Source organism: Stenotrophomonas sp. AN71, assembly GCF_050435725.1.
Taxonomy (GTDB): Bacteria; Pseudomonadota; Gammaproteobacteria; order Xanthomonadales; family Xanthomonadaceae; genus Stenotrophomonas.
The window spans coordinates 450,110-471,840 of record NZ_JBNDKU010000001.1; the positions used below are offsets into that span (position 1 = coordinate 450,110).

The window sequence follows — 21,731 nt, forward strand, 5'->3', positions numbered from 1 at the left end:
TGACGGCGGCCGCAATGTCAGACCGGCGGCTCGGTGCCCGACCCTACTTCGGCTTCCGGGTCGAACGAGAAGACCCGGATTTCCTGTTGCGGACCGGCGCTGGTCTGGCGCTCGATCACCACAGTCAGAATCAGCGACAGCTTCCATCGCCCGTCGTCCTGTACGACGGTCAACGGGGTCAGCGAGCGCTGCACCGAAGCGCTGACGCCGGGTTCCTGGTCATGCTTGATCTGGGCCGGCTGCCATTGCTCGATCGGCGTGGTGGCTCGTACGCTCGAGAAAGGCGACGGTGCCGAGAAGCGTTCGCCCGAAGTATGCGGAACCGTGTACAGCATGGCGTCGAGGATGTTGGTCGACAGCAGGGTGCCTGTGCGCCCATAGGCTGTGACCTCCACGCTGACCGTATCACCTTCCCGGAAATGCACGGCCCCGGCATAGCGGCCGACCGGCGAATAGAGATCGCGATGGGTCTTTACTTCTGCAGCCTGCCAAAGCAGGTCCGAGCTGACCTGTTCGATATCGAAACTGACCCGGATGATCGCGGCATCGGCCGCGGGCGGGATGGCGTTCACACTCATTCTGGCTTCCCTGTAAGCATGCGGTGATAGCGCCGGTCCCGGCGCAGAGCCAGGAGGTCCGGCTCACTGGCGATCATATGCGTGGGGTAGCCGCGCGCAATAGCGTCCTGCAGGTGCGTCAATGCGGTTTCGCGTGCGCCGCCGAGTTCGGCCACCAGCGCGGCACGGAACTGCAGGTCGGCACTGTTGCTGCCACGCCCGAGCGCGGCCTCGATGCGTTGCCGTGCCAGCGAGGCTTGCCCCAGCCGTGCGGCATACACCGCGCTGCGACTCTGCAGCGTTGCACTGTCCGGGCTACGTTGCAGCAGGGTGTCCACCATCTGCAAGGCTCGCAGGTGCGCTGCGTGCGCCTGCGCTTCACGGCCGGGCAACCAGCGCAGTGTATCGCCCAGGTTCGCCCATTTCAGATAGTCGTTGGGACTGCCCTTCGCATCGGACAGTGCGCGCTCGAACGCCGTGGCGGCCTCTGCGTAATCGCCGCGCATGTACAACAGCGTGCCGAGATTGCCATACAGGCGGCCGTTGCTGCCGTGCCGCAGGCCCTGCTGCAGCACATGCAGGCCATCATCAATACGGTTCGCGCGCAGCAGCACGCCGCTCAGGCTAACGTACGCTTGCACGCCGCTGGGCTTGAGCAGGATGCTGCGCCGGAACGCCTGCTCCGCGCCGGCGAGATCTCCCTGTTGGTAGAGCAGTGTCCCCTGGGTATCGACAAACCCACGGTCACCCGGGTGGCGCCGCATGGCATCTGTCAGCACCCGCTGGGCCAGCGCCGCCCGGTCCGACTGGGAGTACAGGCGGGCCAGCCCCAGTAGTGCATGGCGATCATCCGGGTCCAGCCTCCGTGCCCGCAGATAGTGACCTTCGGCACCGGCCTTGTTGTTCAGATACTCCTCTACCCAGCCTCGCGCCGCCTGCACGAGGGCCTGCTGTGGCTCCTCACGTTCGGCCTGCTCGGCCGCCTGGCGCGCGCGTTTCAACCAGACTTCATCGCGTTCATCGCCGGCGTAGCGCAGGCAGTAGCCGATGGCCAGCAACGCTGCGGCGCCGGCATCGTGCGGGTCGGCAGCCAGCCTGCCCTCCAGCAGAGCCACGGCTTCGGCTACGGCGCCGGATGTGTCGAATTCGCCCAACAGTTGTTCCGCGCGGGCCACCGGATCGCTGATGCCCGCCGTATGCTCCGCGCCGGTAAGCGACGCGGTGCGACGCATATCGCGATCATGCACGAACATGACGAACAGGCCGAACATCACGATAAGCCCCAGCACTGCACGGTGATCCGCGCGCTTGCGCCCACGTTCGCGCTGCTGTTCCTGCGCCTTCACCAACCGGCGGTGGACTTCGGACATCGAGCGCGGACGGTCCTGCGCATGACGGCGTGTCATGCGCTCGATCAGATCGGCCAACGCTGCGTCCATGCTCCGTGGGAGCCGTCGTCCAGCAGCGCTGCCATGCAATCGCCGATGCAATCCGCCCCAGGCCGCGTCAACCTCGAAATCGCGAACGCCCTTGAGCGCCTCGTACAGCACCAGTCCCAGCGCGTAGATGTCGCCGGATGCACCGGCGCGAGCGCCGAGCAGGCGTTCGGGGGCCAGATAGGCCAGCGTCCCCGCTACACCCTGCGCCGACACCGTGGTGACGGTCTGCTCTGGATCGATTGCCGCAGCCGCGCCGAAATCCAGGATGCGCACGTCCCCACATTCGGTGAGCATCACGTTGGAAGGCTTCAGGTCACCATGCGCCCAGCCGTGGTGATGGGCGACAGCGAGTGCTTCGGCCACCGCCGTGCCCAACCGCAGTACCCGCTCGGCAGGCAGCGCACCGGCGCGGTCCAACGCGTGTGCCAGGGTGTTGCCATGGATGCGCTCCATCACCAGTGCGAGCTGACCGGCATGCTCCTCCAGCGCATACACCGCTACAAACGCACGATGCGCCTGCGCAGCGAGCCGCTGGGCCTCGTAGCGCAGTCCCCGTTGGCCGCTTTCATCGCGTACCGCGAACTTGATCGCGACCTCGCGCGCCAGACGTTCATCCCATGCGAGGTGGACACGCCCGAAGCCACCCTCACCCAACGTGCCTCCGATGCGATAGTGACTGAACTGCCGCCCCTCCCCGGTAGGAGGCTGCTCCAAGACGGTTTCCATCTCCACTCCTGATTGATTGAGAGGGAGCAAGGATCAGTCACTTTCCGTCCGTTCACAGAGCGAGAGAGCCAGTGTGATCGAAGTCTCTGGCCGGCGCGTTACGGCTTCTCTGCCTGCGACGGACGCGGATCCAGGTCAATCGTGCGCCCTGCCACCAACAGGACCTTCTCCAGAGGATCCAGGTGAACCTGCCGAACCGGTGCATCCAGCGGCACGAACGTCTCGCTACCGGCGATGTCCACGGTTCGCCAGTGCATCGAGCCGTCCTCCATCTCCAGCAACAGCTCGAATCCTGGCAGCCAGTAAGCAGGCCCCGGTTGCCGCAGTATCAGCCCTCCCTCTGCCTGCTCAAGCTTGATCGTGGCAGCCCCCATTTCCTTGACCCAAGGCGTGAGAAAGCGCTCGGCGGTCGCTGCGTCAGGACCGAAGCTACGCAGGAAGTCCTCATAGCTGGTTCGCCCTTGAGGTGCAGCCGCAAAGGCGCGCATGCCACGGTCAAACGCCGCCCGCCCCACGGCCCGTTCCAGCATAGCAAGCACCCACGCCCCTTTGCTGTAGGCAACGCCACCATTGGAAGGATCATTGTCGAGTGCCGTCGTGTTGGCGTTCGTGCTCGCTGCGAACAATCGCGCCTGGTCGCGCCAGAACCATCGGGCGCGCTCAGCGCCTTGCAGGTCTTCAATCAACAGGCTCTCCGCATAGGTCGCCCAGCCCTCGGCAAGGAAGTTGCGGGCGGCGCCCGAGGGGCGTGTCCACAGATGGGCAACCTCATGCCCCAGGAAGGCCCGTATCGGGTAGCCCTCAAGCCGGGTTGGGCTACCGCCCCGCACGCCGGTGAAAATCGCCTGGTTGGACAGGAAGTGCCAACCCGCCCCATCACGGCCACGCGCCTGGATGATGGCGATGCGCCGCGTCTGCGGCATGCCGAAACGGGCCGACAGCACGTGCACGGCCTGCGCCACGCTGGCCTTCAGTACTTCATCGGACGGCGCATAATCTGCCGTGGCGAAGATGTCCAGCCGTACGTCACCGACCTGGTAGTGCCGCGGCGTCCAGGCATCATCGTAGGCCCAGCTGACCGCGCCCACCTTGCCCGTCGAGCGCGCAACCACCGTCCGCACGCCGTGGCTGACCGACTCCTGTTGCGGCAGGTCGGTGGCAATCCTGAAGCGTTCCGGCGCCTGGATCGACACCCTGACTTCGCCGTCTCCCCTGTCGATGCCGAACCCCATGAAGGGGTGCCACCAGTTCTGGTTGCGCAGATGACCGAAACTGCCGCCGAACATGGCGGAGTTCCCGCCCATCTCCTGCTCGACCTCCAGCTGATAGGAGACCTTCACGCGATGCCTCCCGCGTGGCGCGTCAACCCAGAAGAAGCCATCCTGGAAGGCGTATGCGGCCTTGCGTCCGTCGACCGTTACGTCGTCCACCTTGGCCTGGAGGTTCAAGCCGAAGAAGAATCCCGCTTCGGAATCAACCTCGGCTTCGATCACGTCTTCGACCCGGATGCCTCGGCCAGGCTGCAGCTCAACGCGCAGGTCCTGCGACACGATGGCATTGGCCTCCATCGGAATACGGTCGGCGATGTGCCATTGCTGGCCTGTCCAGCGCATCCGGTGCAGCCCTGAGTACAGAAGGGCATTGAAGGTCTGATCGCCGCTGACCCCGGCCACAAGCCGGCCGGACAGCAATACCGTAGCAGCCCCCTGGGCTTCGTCGAAGGCAATGACGCGCGCCGGGCTGGAACGTCGTGGGTGGTCGTCCTCCACCAGAGCGACAGCCGGCGCCGTTTCGCCCAAGAGTTGCTTGAAGCGATCCGGGTTGGACTCGAAACTGGCCTCCACTGAGGAAAGATGGTTCTGAAGCGATTCCCGATCCTGCGCCTGTGATGTGCCCACACAGGTCATCAAGGTGGCCAGCACGGCTGCCAGTCCGATCACATTCCAGTTCATGCTCGCTCCATGGGCGGTCGTCTACACACTGTCCGGATAGGGATGCGCGCAGGACGGGAAAGGTTTAAACGGCACGGCGGCCTCCCGTTGCGGCGCCGGCCCGGCCGCAGGACACCATGGTGTGAAGCGGGCATACTCCGTGGCACTGGATAGCGCGTCTACGCCCACATGCTGGATTCTTACCTGCTGTTCTTCTTCGCCGGCCTGGGTGCCTTCAATGGTGCGGCGCTGTCTGTCTATCTGCTATGGCGACGACCGGTCAGGCCGGCGCAATGTTGGTTGGCAGCGTTGGTGCTGATGCTCAGCCTGCGCACCGGAAAGTCCGTGCTGTTCTACTTCTGGCCGGACATTTCCAAGCTGGTTCTGCAGATCGGCCTGACCGGCTGTTTCCTCATTGGCGTCTGCCTGATCGGCTTCGTGCGCGCCTGGCGTGATCCTGATCGACGACAGACCCGGAAGGATCCCTTCTTCGCGCTGGGTCTGCTCGTGCTCGCAATCGCCTTTGGCGTCGCCTACCCCTATACCGACCATGTAAGCCTGTGGGCTGGACCGGTCTGGGGCTTCATCCAGGCAAGCTGGCTGGCCTGCCTGGTGCTGGCGACGGGCATGCTCCTGCGCACACCCAACCAGGTTCCCGCCGTCGGGCCAGCCGATGCATTGAGCCGTGCCCATGTCGCATCGGTGATCGCGGGCGTGGCGTTGATCTGGCTGGCCTATGCCACCGCCGGCCTGACATCGTATATCGTCGGCGCGCTGTCATTCTCGCTGGTGCTGTACCTGAGCATCAGCGTGATGCTCGCCCGGCGCAAGCCGCACGCCACCGTCGAGCCCTACCGGGATCGCAAGATCGCGCAGACCGAAGCCGAGGCGACGTTGCGCTCCCTGCAGGCGCTGATGGTCGACGAAGGCCTTTACAAGGACGCTGGATTGACCCTGCCCAAGCTGGCAAGGCGCCTCCGTATGCCCCCCGCGCGGTTGTCGCAGCTGCTCAATGACAACCACAAGACCGCCTTCAAGCCCTATCTGGCACAGATCAGGATCGAGGCCGCCAAGCAGCTGCTGCGCCAACAGGCTACGGCATCGATGGAGCAGGTCGCGGAGGCATCCGGCTTCCTGTCCACTTCCACCTTCTACAGAAGCTTCAGCAAGGTGGAAGGAACAAGCCCCGCGGCATGGCGGCAGGCCCAGCTGCGCGACTCCTGAAACGCGTTCCGGGAGTCGCAGAACGCACTTCAGTGTATTGATTCAAAAGGGACTTCCGCAGGATTCCGGATACATACCCAACGGAGTCTCCCATATGTCAGAAGCGCGTCCCCAGCCGGCAGTGATCGGCGCGTCCTCACTGCCAGCACGCCTCATCAGAGGATTCGCCCTCGCCTGCTTCGCGCTGCTGTGCGGCGAACAGGCCCATGCCGATGCGGTCACGGATGGACGTGAGGTCTCTGCAGTCATCCAGGACTATCTGCATGGCAGCTCCTACAACCGCGACGACCAGCTCCGGCGCGCCTTCCATCCCGATGCGCGGCTCTACCTCAGCCAGGGAACCGATGGCATGCGTGAGGTGGGAATCACGGAGTATGCCGGGTGGTTCAGCAGAAACCCCGGCCAGTTCAATGGCCGCATCGGCCGCCTGCTCGGCGTCCAGGTCGAAGGCAACATCGCGACCGCCAAGGCGGAGATCCTGGTCGACAAGGACCAGGCGCGCTTCGTCGATCTGTTCCTGCTGAAGAAGCTGGAGGGACAGTGGAAGATCATCAGCAAAACGGCCACCCGCGAATCGGCCCCAGCCCATGGGCGCCAGGTGCTGTTGGTGGTCTCCAGCGTCGGCACCGTTCCCGGCACCCGCCTGGCAGCCGGCAACAGCTTCGCCGAACTCATCCATGCCTACTCCGGATTCCGCGAGGCGGGCTACGGCGTGCAGTTCGTCAGTCCCGAAGGTGGCGCCGTGCCGCTGGCCTACATCGATACCAGCAATAGCGAGCACAAAGCCGGCATCTACAATGGCGACTTCATGTGGGCCCTGGCGAACTCGCGCCGTCCCGACGAGGTGAATCCCGGCGACTATGCCGCGCTGATGTATATCGGTGGCAATGCTGCAATGTATGGCGTTGCCGACAACGCCGGCCTGCAATCGTTGGCGGTGCGGATCTACGAGCAACAGGACGGGGTCGTCGCTGCGGTATGCCACGGCAGTGCCGGGTTGGTGAACCTGATCTTGTCGGATGGCTCAGCACTGGTCAGTGGAAAGCGTGTTACCGGCTATCCCGATGCCTTCGAAGACATGGGCGCGGCTTACTACAAGAGTTTTCCGTTCTCGATCGAACAACGCCTGCGGGGGAGCAAGGGCCAGTTCCGCCACGGCGCCCGCGGAACGTCGCATGTCGAGGCCGATGGCCGGCTTGTTACCGGCATGAACTGGGAATCCACCCGTGGTGTAGTGGCTGCGGTCATTCAGAGGTTGGACGCCGGGAGCGGCGCGCAGCAGGGTGCAGCAGCGGCCCGCTGATCCACTTGCGAGCGGGCCATTGGCCGGCAGCCCGGACTCCACACCGATCAACGATGGCCGGATTCACGCCGGCCATCTACCTGCTTCACACCCCGCCTCAGCCCATTTCGCAATAGTGGCAACGATCCCTGCGGTTCGAGCGGTGCATGCCCCTGTTTCCCACGAACACATCATCCCGTCGATGGCGCACCGCCTTCTACGTGCTGCTTGGCGTTTACGCCACTTACCTGCTGGCCGGCAATATCTTCCTCAACACACCGCTGTTCGACCAGGTCACCAACCGCAAGCCGCACAAGTTCGTGATGACTACCGGCCCAGCCATTACCGTGCTGCCGGGCCATGTCATTGCCTGGAATGTGCACATGCGTGGGCATGTGAACCACACCGTCTACGTGCTGCATGCCGACCGCGCCAGCGCCCGCCTGGCGATTCTGTCCTTGTTCCGCCGTGAAGTGCGGGTGCCGCGGCTGCAGGCCACCGGTGTTTCGGCCGAGATCAGCCGGGTCGAGGATGCCATTGCGCCCCCTCCGCGCAGCGACCAGGGCTGGACCCTGCACTTCGACGGCATCCACAGCGACAGCATCCGCAGCGCCCGCTTTGGCAAGCTGCTGATCATCGGCCAGGGCCAGGGCACGGTCGGCTTCGTCAAGCAGCTGCGCGGCGGCCCGTCGGAACTGCTCGACTCCACCATCACCTTCAAGGACGCCGATAGCAGCTTCGACGGCGTGCAGCTGCTGGGTGACATGAATCTCACCGCGCGCTTCAGCTATCCACGCCACTATCGCGACCAGGCGCCAGGCCTGGCCAAACTGAAACTGCTGCGTGCCGCGCTGAGCGTCGACGCCCGCAGCCAGGGCCTGCGCATGGATACCGACACTCTGCAGCCCAGGATTGCCAGCTCGCCGGTGGCCGGTCGCCTGCGCGCCGAGATGCATCTTGCCAATGGACAGCTCCGGCCCGGTGACCATCTGCTCTGGCATGTCCCCTTGCAGATGGGCGATGGCGCCCCTGATCGCGGCGTGCTCGCCCTCCAGCTCAATGTGGCCGACGATCTGCGCCTGCAGGCGCGCCTGCCGCCACGGCCGGGTTCGGGTGCAGAAGTCGACGCGGACCTGCATATCCGTGGCCGCGACATTCCCTTCCAGCAGCCCGCTCAGCTCCTGGAGCGCAGCTCAGGCACGGTGCGCGGCGAATGGGCCTTCACCTCGCTCAACTGGATCCCTGCCCTGTTCGTGCGCAAACCCTGGCTGCAACTGGACGGTGGCGGCACGCTGAAGGCCGATCTGCGCCTGCGCAACGGCGAGCTGATCGAAGGCAGTACGGTGGACATTCCTGCCGCCGAGGCGGTGGCCGAAGTCGCCGGCGTTCGTCTTGCCGGTACGGCCAGTGCACATGGCGAGTTGAAGGCAGGCTCGCCCAGCCAGGCACTGCTTGCCGTGCGCCTGCCCCGCTTCAGCGCACGCCCGAGCGACGCCAAGGAGGTGCGACTGTTCGATGGCCGCGACCTGGCGCTGGACCTCACCGGCGATGGTCGCCTGCAGGAGCTGCGCAAGGGCGTCCGTGCGCGCCTGCGCTTCAGCGAGGCCACGATTCCCGACCTGGCCGCCTACAACCGCTACCTGCGCTCGCCACAGGTACACCTTCTGAGCGGCACCGGCGTGCTCAGTGGCGATGCCACCCTCGATACCGACGGCCGCGTTGGCCACGGTAGCGCACGGCTCCTGGGGCAAAAAACCCAGGCCAGGATTGCGGGGCTGGACATGGGCGGGGATGTCGACGTCAATGCAACACTGCGCCGCGGCGACTTCAGCCAGCGTCATTTCGACCTGTCCGGCACCATCGTTGCGCTGCGCAATGTGCAGGTCGGCGGCACGCCGCGTGACACTGCCTGGCAGGGGCGCGTTGCTTTCAAGCGCGGCCGCATCGATGCGCAATCGCCGTTCCAGGTGGATGCCACTACCGATCTGACCCTGAGTGATGCGCGCCCACTGCTGGCACTGTTTGCCCAACGTACCGATTATCCGCGCTGGACCCTGTCGTTGCTGGATTCCGGTCAGATTGATGCCCAGGCCAGGCTGCGCTGGCGTGCAGGCCACCTGGTGGTCGACAACCTGCAGGCAGAGAACGATCGCCTGTCGGTGCGCGCGCGGCTGGATCTACTGGAACAACGCAAGCGCGGCGACCTGTACCTGCGCTGGGGGCTGCTGGGCGCCGGCATCGAGCTGGATGGGGACCAGCGGCAGTGGCACCTGGCGAAGGCACGCGAATGGTTCGACCAGCGCCCCGGATTGCTGCCCGCCGAGGCCGCTACGGACTCCTCCGGAACGTCGAACTGACGCCGGATGCGCTCGCCCAGGGATCGCACTACTCCTTACAGCTTCACGAATCGCTGGATCTTCCGCGCCAGCCAGCCACTGAACACCAGCGGCGCATCCAGTGCCGACACGCAGATGCAGGGTACGCCAGGGGCAGTCACGGGCTGATGCTCGATGTCCTCATCCAGATCCGCCATGTCGCCGGGGGTGAACAACCCCAACGCATCGTTGTACGAGCCCTGCAGGATCTGTGTCAGTTCCGAGCGGCCGTGGCTGTGCATCGGCAGGGATTTGCCCGGGGCGATCTTCAGCATGATCAGCGACGGCATTTCCTGCGCGCGGATGCAGTGCACGCCCGGCGCCATCCAGCGCCAGGGCAGGCTACGCATCGAGTGGCCGAAATAGGGATGCAGCGATGCCGGCAGCAGGTCAGGATCGGCCCCCGGCTGGGGCCGTGCCACCACGCTGCGCGACGAAGGAAGGGCCACCTCACCGCGCTGATCCAGCTGCGCCAGCATGGCGTTGCGCAGGTCCGCCTGCCGCGACTCGATCCGGACCGGCTGGGTCTGCTCCATCAATGCCGAACCGATCGCTTCGGCTTCACGCAGCCGCTGCCGGCACTGTGCACAGTGCTCCAGATGGACCCCGGCCACCACGCTCAGTGGCGCCGACAAGGCGCCGGCCGCGTAGCTCACCAGGGTAGATTCGTGCAGGTGATGACGCGGGCTCATGGTGCGCCCCCTATCTTGGCCTGCAACTGCAGGAATGCGCGTCGCAGGTGTGATTTGACCGTGCCGAGCGGCATGCCCAGGGCGTGTGCGATTTCGGCATGGCTCTTTGCTTCGAAGTACGACATGCGCACCAGCCGCGCCTGGATGGCCGGCAGTTCATTGATGCGCTGGCGCAGCCGCACGTGATCAGCGAACTGCTCTGCACTGCTGCGCTCGACCAGATCCCCCGCAGCCGCCTCCTCCACCGCCGACTGCACCTGCATCCAGCTGCGCTCGTGACGCACGCGGTCGATGTGCAGGTTGCGCGCGATCCGGTACAGCCAGGTGCTCAATGCGCCCTGCGCAGGATCGAAGTCTGCGGCGCGCAGCCATAGCCGCAGCAGGCACTCCTGCGCCAGCTCTTCGGCCACCGCACCGGGGGCGCCCAGGCCACGGAGGTAGACACACAGGCGCGGCATGAAGTGATCGTAGATGCGCATGAAACAGTCACGGTCGCGCAGGCGCGCAACACCGTCCATGTCCCCGGCCCAGTTCGTCGGCTCGTTGCTCGGCTGCTGGGAACTGGGCACGGTCCGCGCGGTGTCGAAGTTGAAGGGAGGGCTGGCGGCGTCAGGGTACATCTGCGTTCGCGGCGGGCGGGTGAAGGTAGCTTCCTCTACGGTCGGCAGTGGCATTTGGATGCACGCGCCGCTGCATCCACCTGCCCACATCCGCCGTAGGCACTGCGACCCCTCCGCCGGAAACGATCCCATGCGTACCCTCTGGCTGCTGCTGTGCCTGCCCCACGTTGCCCTGGCCGACCCGCTGCTGCGCACCGAAGGTGTTGCCACCCTGGCCGACGGGTCGGTGGCGTATCGGGAAGTGCATTGGCGGGCCAACGCCGAGGACGGCGCTGAGCGCTGGGTCCAGTACCAGTGCCCGGACGGTACCCCGTTCGCGCGCAAGCAGATGCCCGCCAGCACGCAGGTCCAGGCACGCGGCTACCAGCTGCTTGATCAGCGCAGCGGCCAGGCCGCCAGCGTGCAGTTGGCAGGCGGCCGTGTGCGGGTGGACTGGAAGGAAGCGCGTGACACCGCGCGGCGCGTGCAGGATGTGCCGTTGCCGGATGCGGCCGTGATCGATGCAGGCTTCGATGCTGCCGTACGCCAGCACTGGCAGGCCCTGATGCACGGGGACGTCGTGCACCTGCCCTTCCTTGTGCCGGGGCGGCAACGCTTCTACCCGGTCAAGGTTGTCCGGCGCGGCGAGGTGCGCTGGCAGGGTGTCGCAGCAGAGTCCATCGAGGTCGGCCTGGATGCATGGTACGGCACCATGGCCCCGAAACTGGCACTGGTCTATGCCGATGACGACCGGCGCCTTCTGGAATTCAGGGGAACCAGCAATCTGCGCGACGCCGGCGGCCGCTATCCGCAGGTGGTGGTGCGCTTCGCCACGGCGCCTACCCGCCCTTCACAGTCCGAATGGCGCGACGCCTGGACACGGCCACTGGTCACGGCGTGCCCCGTTACGACCAGATGAAGCGCGTCGCTGTTGCATCCAATTGACGCGCTCCCGCGTAGAGAAGGACATACGCTCACCCGGGATTGCCCATGGACTCTGCAGCGCCCCTGCCCCGCCGTCGCCACCGGCTGTTGCGCACGATGCAACGGTGGTTCGACACCCGCAGTGAACCGGAGACTGCGCTGGTACGCAGTGGCCGCATCGACTGGCTGCGTGCGGTGCCCTTCGCGCTGATGCATCTGGCCTGCCTGACGGTGATCTGGGTCGGCGTTTCATGGACGGCGGTGATCGTCGCCGCTGCGCTTTACGCGCTGCGCATGTTCGCGATCACGGCGTTCTACCACCGCTACTTTTCCCATCGCACCTTCCAGACGTCGCGGACGGTGCAGTTCCTGTTCGCTGCAATCGGTGCATCCAGCGTGCAACGCGGTCCACTGTGGTGGGCCGCGCACCATCGCCACCATCATCGCCACGCCGATCAACCGCTGGATCCCCATTCGCCACGTGAAGGTGGCTTCTGGCGCAGCCACATGGGCTGGTTCCTGACACGTGAAGCCTTCGCTACCGATCTGTCGCGGATTCCGGATCTGGCGCGCTTTCCCGAACTGCGCTGGCTGGACCGCTTCGATACGGCGGTGCCGGTGCTGCTGGCCATGGCGTTGTTCGCGCTCGGCGCAGCACTGGAACGCTGGGCGCCCGGGCTGCACACTTCGGGCGCGCAGCTGCTGGTGTGGGGCTTCTTCATCTCCACCGTGGTGCTGTTCCACGCCACGGTCACCATCAACTCGCTGGCGCATCGCTTTGGCCGCCGTCGTTTCGATACGCGCGACGACAGCCGCAACAACCTCTGGCTGGCCCTGCTGACCTTCGGCGAAGGCTGGCACAACAACCATCATTTCTTCCCCGGCACCGTCCGCCAGGGCTTTCGCTGGTGGGAAATCGACCTGACCTGGTATGGGCTGCGCATGATGGCGGCGCTGGGCCTGGTGAAGGGCCTCAAGCCCATCCCCGCATGGGTGCTGACCAAGGCGAGATACTGACATGCGCATCGCGATCATCGGATCGGGCATTGCAGGCCTCGCCAGCGCATGGTGGCTGGACGCCGGCCATGACGTCACCCTGTTCGAGGCCAATGACTACCTGGGCGGGCACACCCACACCCACGACGTGCAGGTCGACGGCGTATGCATGGCCGTGGATACCGGCTTCATCGTCTTCAACCCCCATCATTACCCGTTGCTGACGGCGCTGTTCGATGAGCTGGGCGTGGCCTCGCAGCCGACCACGATGAGCTTCTCGATGCACAGCGAGCGCAGTGGCGTGGAGTACAACGCGACCTCGCTGGACGGCCTGTTCTGCCAGCGCCGCAACCTGGTATCGCCGCGCTTCTGGGGCATGCTGGCGGACCTGCGGCGCTTTTACCGCGATGCGCCGCAGCTGCTGTCCGGGCACGAGGGCCCCACGCTGGGCCAGTACCTTCGCGATCAACGCTACGGGGATGCCTTCATCGAGGAGCACCTGCTGCCAATGGCCTCGGCGCTGTGGTCTTCGCCCACCGCCAGCGTGCTGGACTTCCCGGCGCGCTACCTCGTCCAGTTCATGGCCAACCACCAGATGCTGCAGATGACCGGCCGCCCAAGCTGGCGCGTCGTCACGGGCGGGTCGGCGCGGTACGTGGATGCGCTGCGTCGCCGTTGGCGGGTCCATGAGCGGTTGCAGTGCCCGGTCACGGCCATCGAGCGCATGCCCTGGGGCGCGCGCGTGCATAGCGCAGCAGGCGTAGAGGCGTTCGATGAGGTGATCCTGGCCTGCCACAGCGACCAGGCCCTGGCATTGCTGGCCGATGCCGATGCCGTCGAGCGCGATGTTCTTGGCGCCATCCGCTACCAGCGCAACGAAGTGGTACTGCATACCGATGCCTCGCTGCTGCCACGCAACCGAAGAGCGTGGGCTGCCTGGAACGCCCATGTGCCCCACGATCCGGCTGCGCTCTGCACGGTCAGCTATTGCATGAACCTGCTGCAGGGCCTGCCCGGCGACACGCCACTGGTGGCAACCCTCAATCGCAGCGAGGCCATCGATCCGACCAAGGTGCTGCGCACGCTGCAGTATTCCCACCCCGTGCACGACCACGCCGCCGTGCGCGCACAGCAGCGCTGGGACGACCTGCAGGGCCATCGCCACACCTGGTTCGCCGGCGCCTACTGGGGCTGGGGATTCCACGAAGATGGAATCCGCAGCGCGCAGCGCGTGGTGGAAGCCCTACGCGCACGCCAGTCCCTGTGCTCACCCCCGGTTGCAGGTGAGGTGGCGGCGTGAACGCCAGCGCGCTCTATTTCGGGCAGGTGGTGCATCGTCGGCATCACCCGCACCCGCATGCATTCCGCTACCCGGTGGCGCAGCTGCTGCTCGACCTGGACGAGCTGGAGACGGTGTTCGCCGGCCGCTGGCTGTGGTCGGTCAATCGCCGCAACCTGGCCGAGTTCCGGCGCAGCGATTACTTCGGTGACGCCGCAATGCCGCTGGCAGACGCCATCCGCGACCATGCCGCAGGCAGCCTTGGCCACCGTCCGGACGGCCCCGTGCGGCTGCTCACGCATCTGCGCTTCGCCGGACACGTGTTCAACCCGGTCAGCTTCTACTACTGCTATGCCGCCGACGGCAGCACGCTGGAGTGCATCGTGGCCGAGATCACCAACACACCCTGGAAAGAGCGCCACGCCTACGTGCTTCCAGTGTCGACGGCAGCGCAGGACGGCGGCTCGATGCGCTGGCAGTTCGACAAGTGCTTCCATGTGTCGCCGTTCATGGCGATGGATTGCCGCTATGACTGGCGCTTCAACTGCCCTGGCGATGTCCTTCGCGTGCACATGCAGGTCTGGCGTGATGGCGTGCGCCAGTTCGATGCCACCCAGAGCATGCAGCGGCATCCGCTGGACGGGCCCGGCCTGGCCCGCGTGCTGGCGTGCTACCCGCTGATGACGATGCAGGTGGTGACCGCCATTCATTGGCACGCACTGCGGCTCTGGCTGAAGCGCAACCCCGTGCACGACCACCCCACCTTGGCAGGGAAACCCCGATGAACGAAATGACTCCCACGGTGGCACTGCCGCATCCCGGCGCACTGGATGCGTTCCTGCGCCGCCGCCTGCTGGCCCAGCTTGCGCCGTTGCGCGAGGGCCGCCTGTGCGTGCGCGATGCGCTCGGTGAAGTGTGGCTGGGTGAAACACGCGGTGGGCTGCACGCCACGGTGACCATCGACGACCCGGCGTTCTATCGCAAAGTGGCCGCGCAGGGCAGCGTCGGCACCGGCGAGAGCTATATCCATGGCGACTGGCGCTGCGATGACCTGGTGGCGCTGGTGCAGCTGCTGGTGCGCAATCGCGACCTGCTGGACAGCATGGAACACGGCCCCGCCCGCATCGGCGGCTGGCTGCTGCGCGGCTGGAACCGCCTGCGCCGCAACAGCCGCGAGGGCAGCCGGCGCAACATCGCCGCGCACTATGACCTGGGCAACGATTTCTTCGCCCTGTTCCTGTCACCGGACCTGATGTATTCCTCGGCGTTGTTCGCCAACGCGGACGAATCACTGGAATCGGCATCACGGCGCAAGCTGGACCGCATCTGCCAGCAGCTGCAGCTGAAACCGGGCGACCGCGTGGTGGAAATCGGCACCGGCTGGGGCGGCTTTGCCCTGCATGCCGCGCAGCACTATGGCTGCCACGTCACCACCACCACCATCTCTGCCGAGCAGCACGCACTGGCGACCCAGCGTGTGCAGGCAGCAGGCCTGCAGGACCATATCACCCTGCTGATGCAGGACTATCGTGACCTGCAGGGCCAGTTCGACACACTGGTCTCGATCGAGATGATCGAGGCGATCGGTGCGGAGTACCTGGAGACCTACATGGCCACGCTGCAGCGGCTGCTGAAGCCCGGCGGTGTTGCCCTGCTGCAGGCCATCACCATCGAAGACCACCGCTACGAGCAGGCGCGGCGCAGCGTGGACTACATCAAGCGCTACGTGTTCCCGGGCAGCTTCATTCCCTCGATCAATGCGATCGTGGCCGCCAAGACCCGGGCCAGCGACCTGCAGCTGATCGCCCAGCAGGACTTCGGCCCTTCCTACGCCCTCACCCTGCGAGCGTGGCGCCAGCGGTTCCTGGCCCAGTTGCCGGCGGTGCACGCCCAGGGGTTCGATGCGCGCTTCTGCCGCCTGTGGGAGTTCTACCTGGCCTACTGCGAGGGTGGATTCCTGGAGCGCTCCATTGGTGTCTCGCATCTGCTGCTGGCGCGCCCGGGCCATCGGCCGATGCTCCAGCCGGGGCGGGAGGGCTGAGATGCGCCGGTTCTGGGGCAACCTGCTCGGCAACCAGCTGGTCTGGCTGTGCGCGGTGGCTGGCGCAGGACGCGGCTGGCAATGGCCCGCGTTGCTGGCCGCCACGCTCTACATCGGCAGCCAGCTGCTGACCTCGCCGCACACCAGGCTGGACCTGCGCCTGATGATGCTGGCATTGGCCTGCGCCTGGCTGGTCGATGCCACTGCAGCGGCCAGCGGTACTGTGCGCTACGCCGCCGCGCCATTCGGCTGGGCGCCGCCGCCATGGATCCTGGCGCTGTGGGCCGCGTTTGCGATGACCCTGACCACATCGATGGCGTTCCTGCAGCGGCACGCCGCACTGCCCGCGGTGTTCGGCCTGCTGCTGGCCCCGCTGGCCTACCTCTCCGCCGCGCGCGGATTCGATGCGGTGCGGTTCGCGGCGCCGGCATGGCAGGGCGTGCTGCTGCTGGGCGTCGGCTGGAGCATCGCGCTGTCATTGCTTTGCTGGGCCGGCCGTCGCGGATTGCGTGGCCCAGGCCGTCAGCCACTGATGGGAACATCGCCATGAACGGCCTGCCATGGGTGCTGCTGTACGCCGTATTGATCATGGCCTGGGGCTGGGCGTGGCAGCGCAGCCACCACAATATCGGCGTGGTGGATGTGCTCTGGGCCAAGGGCGTCGGCGCCTCGGCCGTGCTGCTGGCACTGCTGGGCAGCGGCGCAGCAGCACCGCGCATCGCCCTGGGCGTGCTCGGCGGCCTGTGGGGTAGCCGCCTTGCCCTGCATCTGTGGAGCCGCGTGCGCAAGGAGGCCGAAGACGGCCGCTATCGCTACCTGCGCGACTACTGGCAGGGTCACCAGGGCCGGATCTTCGGTTTCTTCATGGCCCAGGCGCTGCTGATCGTGCTGTTTGCCCTGCCCTTCGTTGCGGTTGCCAGCAATCCACAGCGCGGCATCTCGATCTGGATGGTCGCAGCGGCGGGCGTCTGGTTGCTGAGCGTGGGCGGAGAAGCCGTGGCCGACCGCCAACTGGCCCGCTTCCGTGCCGCGCCGGCGAACAAGGGGCGCACCTGCCGCGACGGCCTCTGGCACTACTCCCGTCATCCCAACTATTTCTTCGAATGGTTGCACTGGTTCAGCTACGTCCTGCTGGCAGTTGGCTCGCCGCTGTGGTGGCTGGCCTGGATCGGGCCACTGCTGATGTATGTGTTCCTGCGTTACCTGAGCGGCATCCCCTTCACCGAGAAGCAGGCGCTGCGCAGCCGTGGCGAGGACTACCGCGCCTACCAGCGCAGCACCCCGATGTTCTTCCCCTGGCTCCCCGACGATACCAAGGACACCCCACGATGAGCGCGACCCCATCATTGATGCCAGCCGAAGCGTCCGAGACGGGGCTTGTTGCCTGGGCCGAACGCGGGCTGGTTCCCGATGCAGCACTGCGGGCCGGTATTCGACGCCTGTGTGCCCAGCGCCTGCACGAGGAAGCGGCCGGCGGCATCCAAGCGCAGTCCACACGGTTCGCGCAGCGCATCGCCGAGCTGGCCGACAGCCCGCTCGCTCTGCATACCGATGCGGCCAACCGCCAGCACTACGAAGTGCCCGCCGCGTTCTTCCAGGCCTGCCTGGGCAAGCGCCTGAAGTACAGCAGTTGCTACTACGCCACCGGCCAGGAAACCCTCGACCAGGCTGAAGAGGCGATGCTGGAACTGTATGGACAGCGCGCGGGCCTGTCAGATGGCCAGCAGGTCCTTGAGCTGGGCTGCGGCTGGGGCTCGTTGACGCTGTGGATGGCCGAACGCTACCCGCAGTCACGTATCACCGCAGTATCCAACTCGCACAGCCAGCGCCAGCACATCCTGGCGCAATGCCAAGCGCGCGGACTGAACAATGTGGAAGTCCTCACGCGGGACGTGAATCAGCTGGAGTTGCCCACCGCCCGTTTCGACCGCTGCGTCTCCGTGGAAATGTTCGAGCACATCCGCAATTACCAGCGCCTGCTGGCCCGCATCGGGCAATGGCTGAAGCCCGATGGCGCGTTGTTCGTGCACATCTTCGCGCATCGCACGCTGATGTACCCGTTCGAAACCGCCGGTGACGACAACTGGATGGGCCGTCATTTCTTCACCGGCGGGCTGATGCCGGCCGCCGACACCCTGCTGCATTTCCAGCACGACCTGCAGCTGGCGCAGCGCTGGCTGCTGGATGGCACGCACTATCAGCGCACCGCCGATCATTGGCTGGCCAACCAGGACGCGGCACGCGAAGCGATCATGCCGGTGCTGGTCGCCACCTATGGACAGGCTGCGGCGAAGATCTGGTGGCAGCGCTGGCGCATGTTCTGGATGGCCTGCGCAGAACTGTTCGGTTATGACGGCGGCCAGCAATGGCTGGTGGCTCACTATCTGTTCCGTCCCCGTTGAGGTGCCCCATGCGCATGCTATCGCTGCTTCCGCTGCTGGCGGTCAGCCTGTTCGGCGCAGGCTGCAGTTCCCATGACGCCCGGCCGCTGCCGCGACCTGCGTCGGTGGATGTGCCGCGTTTCATGGGCGATTGGTATGTGATCGCCCACATCCCATCCTGGCCGGAGCGCGATGCCTTCGACGCCGTGGAAAGCTACGCGCTGCGCCCGGATGGGCGCATCCAGACCACGTTCACCTATCGCAAGGGCAGCTTCGATGCACCACGAAAGTCGATGCACCCTGTCGGCCGTGTGGAAAAGGAAGGGGCCGGGGCGATCTGGGGCATGCAGTTCGTCTGGCCCATCCAGGCCGAGTATGTGATCGCCTGGCTGGACGACGACTACACCCAGGTGATCGTGGCCCGCAGCAAGCGCGACTATGTCTGGTACATGGCGCGCACGCCACAGGTTTCTGCGACCGACTATGCGCAGGCCGTGGAACGCATCGCCGCCATGGGCTATGACACCCATCTGCTGCGCCGCGTTCCACAGTCCGTGCGGACACCTGATCGCTGACGGAGGGGGGTGCTGCCCGGAGACGGCGCCGCCCGCAGTCAATCCAGTGCGAATCCGGCAACCTTGCCGTGTTCGTCCGGGCGGATCATGTACGGCATGAAGACGCCCGGGCCAAAGGTGGCCACGTAGTTGTACTCGGTCCCCTTCGCGCCCGCCTGCGTCCCCTTGAAGATCAGGGTCGCCGGTGTGCCATAGGGCGCGATTGCCTTCGACAGTCCACTGCCCAGCCCGGCTTCCAGTTTCGCGCGCAGGTTTTCGCTGAACCCCCCATAGCCGTGCCCGGCCTGCAGTTGCTCGAATGTCGCCCGCGCGCGTTTCGTCATCGCAGCATCTTCGCCGAGCGCAGGATGGCTCCATGCGGCCACGATGTTCGGATGAAGCGCACTGAAGACCGCATTGGTCAGGGTGATCCCGGCTTCAGGTGTCTTGTCTCCCAGATTGGTGAAGGCAATGACACGCAGCCCGAGGCCCGGAAAGTACTCATCGGCAGTGGTGAAGCCCTGCGAACCACCGGTGTGCCCGATCCGAGACTGACCAAAGACCGAGTTGACGAACAGCCCGAGTCCATAGTCGGCACTGCTGCCTTCCGTGGTCCGCGCCGGCGTCATCATTTCGATGTAGCCAGCCTTGCTGACCACCCGACCCTCGACCAGGCCGCGGTCCCAGCGTGCAAGGTCATCCAGCGTGCTGACCAGGAAGCCGGCCGCGCCACTCCAATCCGGATGGAAGTACGGCGATCGCCGTAGAACGCCATTTTCATGCCGGTATCCCATCGCCATTCCATCCAGCCGCGCGGTGTCGGCGAGGGTGAAGGTGTGCCGCATGTCCAGAGGCGCCAGCAGATGTCGGCGCACGTAGTCACCATACGGCTCCCCCGACACCACCTCGATGACCCGTCCGAGCAGCAGGTATCCGGTATTGGAATACGACCAGCGGCTGCCCGGCGCGAAATCCAGGGGGCGTCCGGCAATGCGGGCGATCAGCCGATCAAAGGCAATCGGTTGCGTCACCAACGCATCGACCTCCTGTTCCGGCCCGTCGAAGTAATCGTGCAGGCCACTGGTGTGGGACAGCAACTGGCGTAGGGTCACCTCGTGCGCATGCGGCGCGTCTGGCAGGTATCGGGCAAGCGGGTCGTCAAGCTTGAGCTTTCCGGCCTCCTGCAGCTGCACGATGGCGGCAGCGGTGAACTGCTTGGTGATCGAGCCTATTTCGAAGGGCGTATCGGTGCGCACCGCAAGGCGTTGTTCCATGTCACGCTGGCCGTAGGCCCTCGCGTAGACCTGCCGATCGTGCTGGAGGACCAGCACCGTGGCCCCGGGCACGTTGAAGCGGCGCATGACCTGCTCGACGCCACGATCGATCCGTTGCGTCGCTGCCGCGTCCAGCGCAGCGCTCGCGCCGCTGGATACGGGGCCGCGCGCGCCCGTTGCGGCAAGGGCGCACGGGTTGCCGCTGGCCGTCATGGCCAGCAGACCTGCCAGGCCAATCCAGAAGTATCCGGTGCGCATTGCCGAACCCCATTAATTCAAATTTGGTATAGAGTTTGAATTATGAGCCCCTCCGCAGCAAGACCCCCCTCCCCGCCCCCGCTCAAGCTGACGCCCGATCAGCTGGCCGCAATGGCTTCCCCGACGCGGATGGCGATCCTGCAGCGCCTGGACGCGGATGGACCCGCAAGCACGCGTGAGCTTGCCGAGCGCCTGGGCCGTCCAGCGACCGCGCTCTATCACCACCTGGCACATCTGGAGAAAAACGGGCTGGTGCGCATCACTGGACACCGTGTCACCGGGCGCCGCCCGGAGGCGGTTTACGCGGCGATATCACAACAACTTTCCTCCCGGGATGCGGTGCGCACCACTGCCGGGCGCAGGAGCCTCATCCGCGTGGCAGCAAGCACTGTCGCCGCCACCCTGCGCACCTTTGCGACCGCCGCCACCCATGCCGCCGCCCGCTTTGAAGGACCACACCGCAACTGCGTGGTCAGGCATGTGTCCTTCCGCACCGACGACGCGCGGCTCGAACATATCAATGCACTGATCGATGAGCTTGAAGCCGCTGCGCTCGACGCGAGCCCACAGGGCGACACCATGCTGCTGACCGTGCTGATGGCGCCAGCCGTGCAGAAGACCCGCGAAAAATAGACCTCCCATCACACGCAGGAGTGCGTCAGCAGACTGCGCACGGCGGCGATCCGCGCCGGCCACGGGCGCGACGCACTCGCGGCGATCGACTCGATCAATGAGGATTGCTCAGATCAATAATAAGCAATGATCGATTCTTAGGAATAATCGCAAAAATCCAACGATTTCGATGTTCGACGCGACAGCGGCGCCAGAATGACGGCCACGCCCATCGGCGCCGACATCCCCCCGCGCATGAATGGATTTCCTGCACCGCGTCGGCTTCGCCTGGCGCTCCTGGACGATCACGAAATCGTTCGCCGTGGCACCGCACTGCACCTGTCCGGCGATCTCCGCTTCCACATCGCCGCCAGCCACGCCCGTAGCGACGACCTCATCTGCAGTCTTCGGCAGGCGCCGGTCGACGTGGCCATCGTCGACCTCACGCTTGCGCCCGGCGACCGCGATGGTGCCGATCTGGTCGCCCTTCTGCGGCAGGATTTTCCGCGACTGCCGTTGCTCGCGTTCGCCACGCATCTGCCCACGACCAATCTGAACCATCTGATCGGCACCGGGCTCAGTGGCTT

19 protein-coding genes and 1 pseudogene are annotated in these 21,731 nt (G+C 65.8%); 14 read left to right on the top strand and 6 right to left on the bottom strand.

From position 1 onward, the window contains the following. Positions 1-17 precede the first annotated feature (17 nt). From ABH900_RS01925 to ABH900_RS01935, 3 genes are all read right to left on the bottom strand, one after another. A complete protein-coding gene (locus ABH900_RS01925) occupies positions 18-578 on the bottom strand; it encodes a hypothetical protein (protein ID WP_429620767.1) in 561 nt (186 codons plus the stop codon). Further along, positions 575-2,722, bottom strand: coding sequence for a protein kinase domain-containing protein (locus ABH900_RS01930; protein WP_429620768.1), 2,148 nt, complete (start codon positions 2,720-2,722; stop codon positions 575-577). The genes ABH900_RS01925 and ABH900_RS01930 overlap by 4 nt, the downstream gene beginning before the upstream one ends. Before the next feature lie 98 nt (positions 2,723-2,820). Further along, positions 2,821-4,674 (bottom strand): M1 family aminopeptidase, encoded by a 1,854-nt coding sequence (locus tag ABH900_RS01935; protein WP_429620769.1) that lies wholly within the window; start codon positions 4,672-4,674, stop codon positions 2,821-2,823. A 297-nt stretch (positions 4,675-4,971) separates the two neighbouring features. Between ABH900_RS01935 and ABH900_RS01940 the strand changes: the two genes are divergently transcribed. From ABH900_RS01940 to ABH900_RS01950, 3 genes are all read left to right on the top strand, one after another. After that, positions 4,972-5,877, top strand: a complete 906-nt coding sequence (locus ABH900_RS01940; RefSeq protein ID WP_429620770.1) for a helix-turn-helix domain-containing protein — start codon at positions 4,972-4,974, stop codon at positions 5,875-5,877. 94 nt (positions 5,878-5,971) lie between these two features. Beyond that, positions 5,972-7,180 carry a nuclear transport factor 2 family protein gene (locus ABH900_RS01945; RefSeq protein WP_429620771.1) on the top strand — a complete coding sequence of 403 codons (1,209 nt, stop codon included), beginning with the start codon at positions 5,972-5,974 and terminating at the stop codon, positions 7,178-7,180. Between the two features lie 146 nt (positions 7,181-7,326). Then, positions 7,327-9,516, top strand: coding sequence for a hypothetical protein (locus tag ABH900_RS01950; RefSeq protein ID WP_429620772.1), 2,190 nt, complete (start codon positions 7,327-7,329; stop codon positions 9,514-9,516). A 35-nt stretch (positions 9,517-9,551) separates the two neighbouring features. Here the strand turns inward: ABH900_RS01950 and ABH900_RS01955 are convergent, their stop codons facing one another. Further along, on the bottom strand, positions 9,552-10,226 hold the full coding sequence (locus ABH900_RS01955) for a ChrR family anti-sigma-E factor (RefSeq protein WP_429620773.1): 675 nt from the start codon (positions 10,224-10,226) through the stop codon (positions 9,552-9,554). Continuing rightward, positions 10,223-10,846, bottom strand: a complete 624-nt coding sequence (locus tag ABH900_RS01960) for a sigma-70 family RNA polymerase sigma factor (protein WP_429620774.1) — start codon at positions 10,844-10,846, stop codon at positions 10,223-10,225. The genes ABH900_RS01955 and ABH900_RS01960 overlap by 4 nt, the downstream gene beginning before the upstream one ends. Before the next feature lie 130 nt (positions 10,847-10,976). Here ABH900_RS01960 and ABH900_RS01965 point away from each other — a divergent pair, with 130 nt between their 5' ends. The 9 genes from ABH900_RS01965 to ABH900_RS02005 all read left to right on the top strand — a co-directional run bounded on the left by ABH900_RS01965 (position 10,977) and on the right by ABH900_RS02005 (position 19,021). Beyond that, a complete protein-coding gene (locus ABH900_RS01965; RefSeq protein WP_429620775.1) occupies positions 10,977-11,744 on the top strand; it encodes a hypothetical protein in 768 nt (255 codons plus the stop codon). Between the two features lie 122 nt (positions 11,745-11,866). Further along, positions 11,867-12,766, top strand: coding sequence for an acyl-CoA desaturase (locus ABH900_RS01970; protein WP_429620776.1), 900 nt, complete (start codon positions 11,867-11,869; stop codon positions 12,764-12,766). 1 nt (position 12,767) lies between these two features. After that, positions 12,768-14,045: an NAD(P)/FAD-dependent oxidoreductase gene (locus ABH900_RS01975; protein WP_429620778.1), complete on the top strand. Its 1,278-nt coding sequence runs from the start codon at positions 12,768-12,770 to the stop codon at positions 14,043-14,045. Continuing rightward, positions 14,042-14,809: a DUF1365 domain-containing protein gene (locus ABH900_RS01980; protein WP_429620780.1), complete on the top strand. Its 768-nt coding sequence runs from the start codon at positions 14,042-14,044 to the stop codon at positions 14,807-14,809. Before ABH900_RS01975 ends, ABH900_RS01980 begins: the two co-directional genes overlap by 4 nt. After that, entirely contained in the window at positions 14,806-16,065 is a 1,260-nt protein-coding gene (locus tag ABH900_RS01985; RefSeq protein ID WP_429620782.1) for a class I SAM-dependent methyltransferase, read from the top strand. Before ABH900_RS01980 ends, ABH900_RS01985 begins: the two co-directional genes overlap by 4 nt. Before the next feature lies 1 nt (position 16,066). Next, positions 16,067-16,615 carry a DUF2878 domain-containing protein gene (locus ABH900_RS01990; protein ID WP_429620784.1) on the top strand — a complete coding sequence of 183 codons (549 nt, stop codon included), beginning with the start codon at positions 16,067-16,069 and terminating at the stop codon, positions 16,613-16,615. Further along, positions 16,612-17,397, top strand: a complete 786-nt coding sequence (locus ABH900_RS01995) for a DUF1295 domain-containing protein (RefSeq protein WP_429620785.1) — start codon at positions 16,612-16,614, stop codon at positions 17,395-17,397. The genes ABH900_RS01990 and ABH900_RS01995 overlap by 4 nt, the downstream gene beginning before the upstream one ends. After that, complete coding sequence (locus ABH900_RS02000) at positions 17,394-18,467, top strand: SAM-dependent methyltransferase (RefSeq protein WP_429620786.1); 1,074 nt, start codon at positions 17,394-17,396, stop codon at positions 18,465-18,467. Before ABH900_RS01995 ends, ABH900_RS02000 begins: the two co-directional genes overlap by 4 nt. A gap of 8 nt (positions 18,468-18,475) precedes the next feature. Further along, positions 18,476-19,021, top strand: coding sequence for a lipocalin family protein (locus tag ABH900_RS02005; RefSeq protein WP_429620787.1), 546 nt, complete (start codon positions 18,476-18,478; stop codon positions 19,019-19,021). A gap of 38 nt (positions 19,022-19,059) precedes the next feature. Here the strand turns inward: ABH900_RS02005 and ABH900_RS02010 are convergent, their stop codons facing one another. Then, positions 19,060-20,532: a serine hydrolase domain-containing protein gene (locus tag ABH900_RS02010; protein WP_429620788.1), complete on the bottom strand. Its 1,473-nt coding sequence runs from the start codon at positions 20,530-20,532 to the stop codon at positions 19,060-19,062. A 111-nt stretch (positions 20,533-20,643) separates the two neighbouring features. Here ABH900_RS02010 and ABH900_RS02015 point away from each other — a divergent pair, with 111 nt between their 5' ends. Both ABH900_RS02015 and ABH900_RS02020 read left to right on the top strand, forming a co-directional pair. After that, positions 20,644-21,165: a helix-turn-helix domain-containing protein gene (locus ABH900_RS02015; RefSeq protein ID WP_429620790.1), complete on the top strand. Its 522-nt coding sequence runs from the start codon at positions 20,644-20,646 to the stop codon at positions 21,163-21,165. A gap of 234 nt (positions 21,166-21,399) precedes the next feature. After that, positions 21,400-21,714 (top strand): annotated as a pseudogene (locus tag ABH900_RS02020) (response regulator transcription factor); the annotation flags it as partial. Positions 21,715-21,731: the final 17 nt, after the last annotated feature.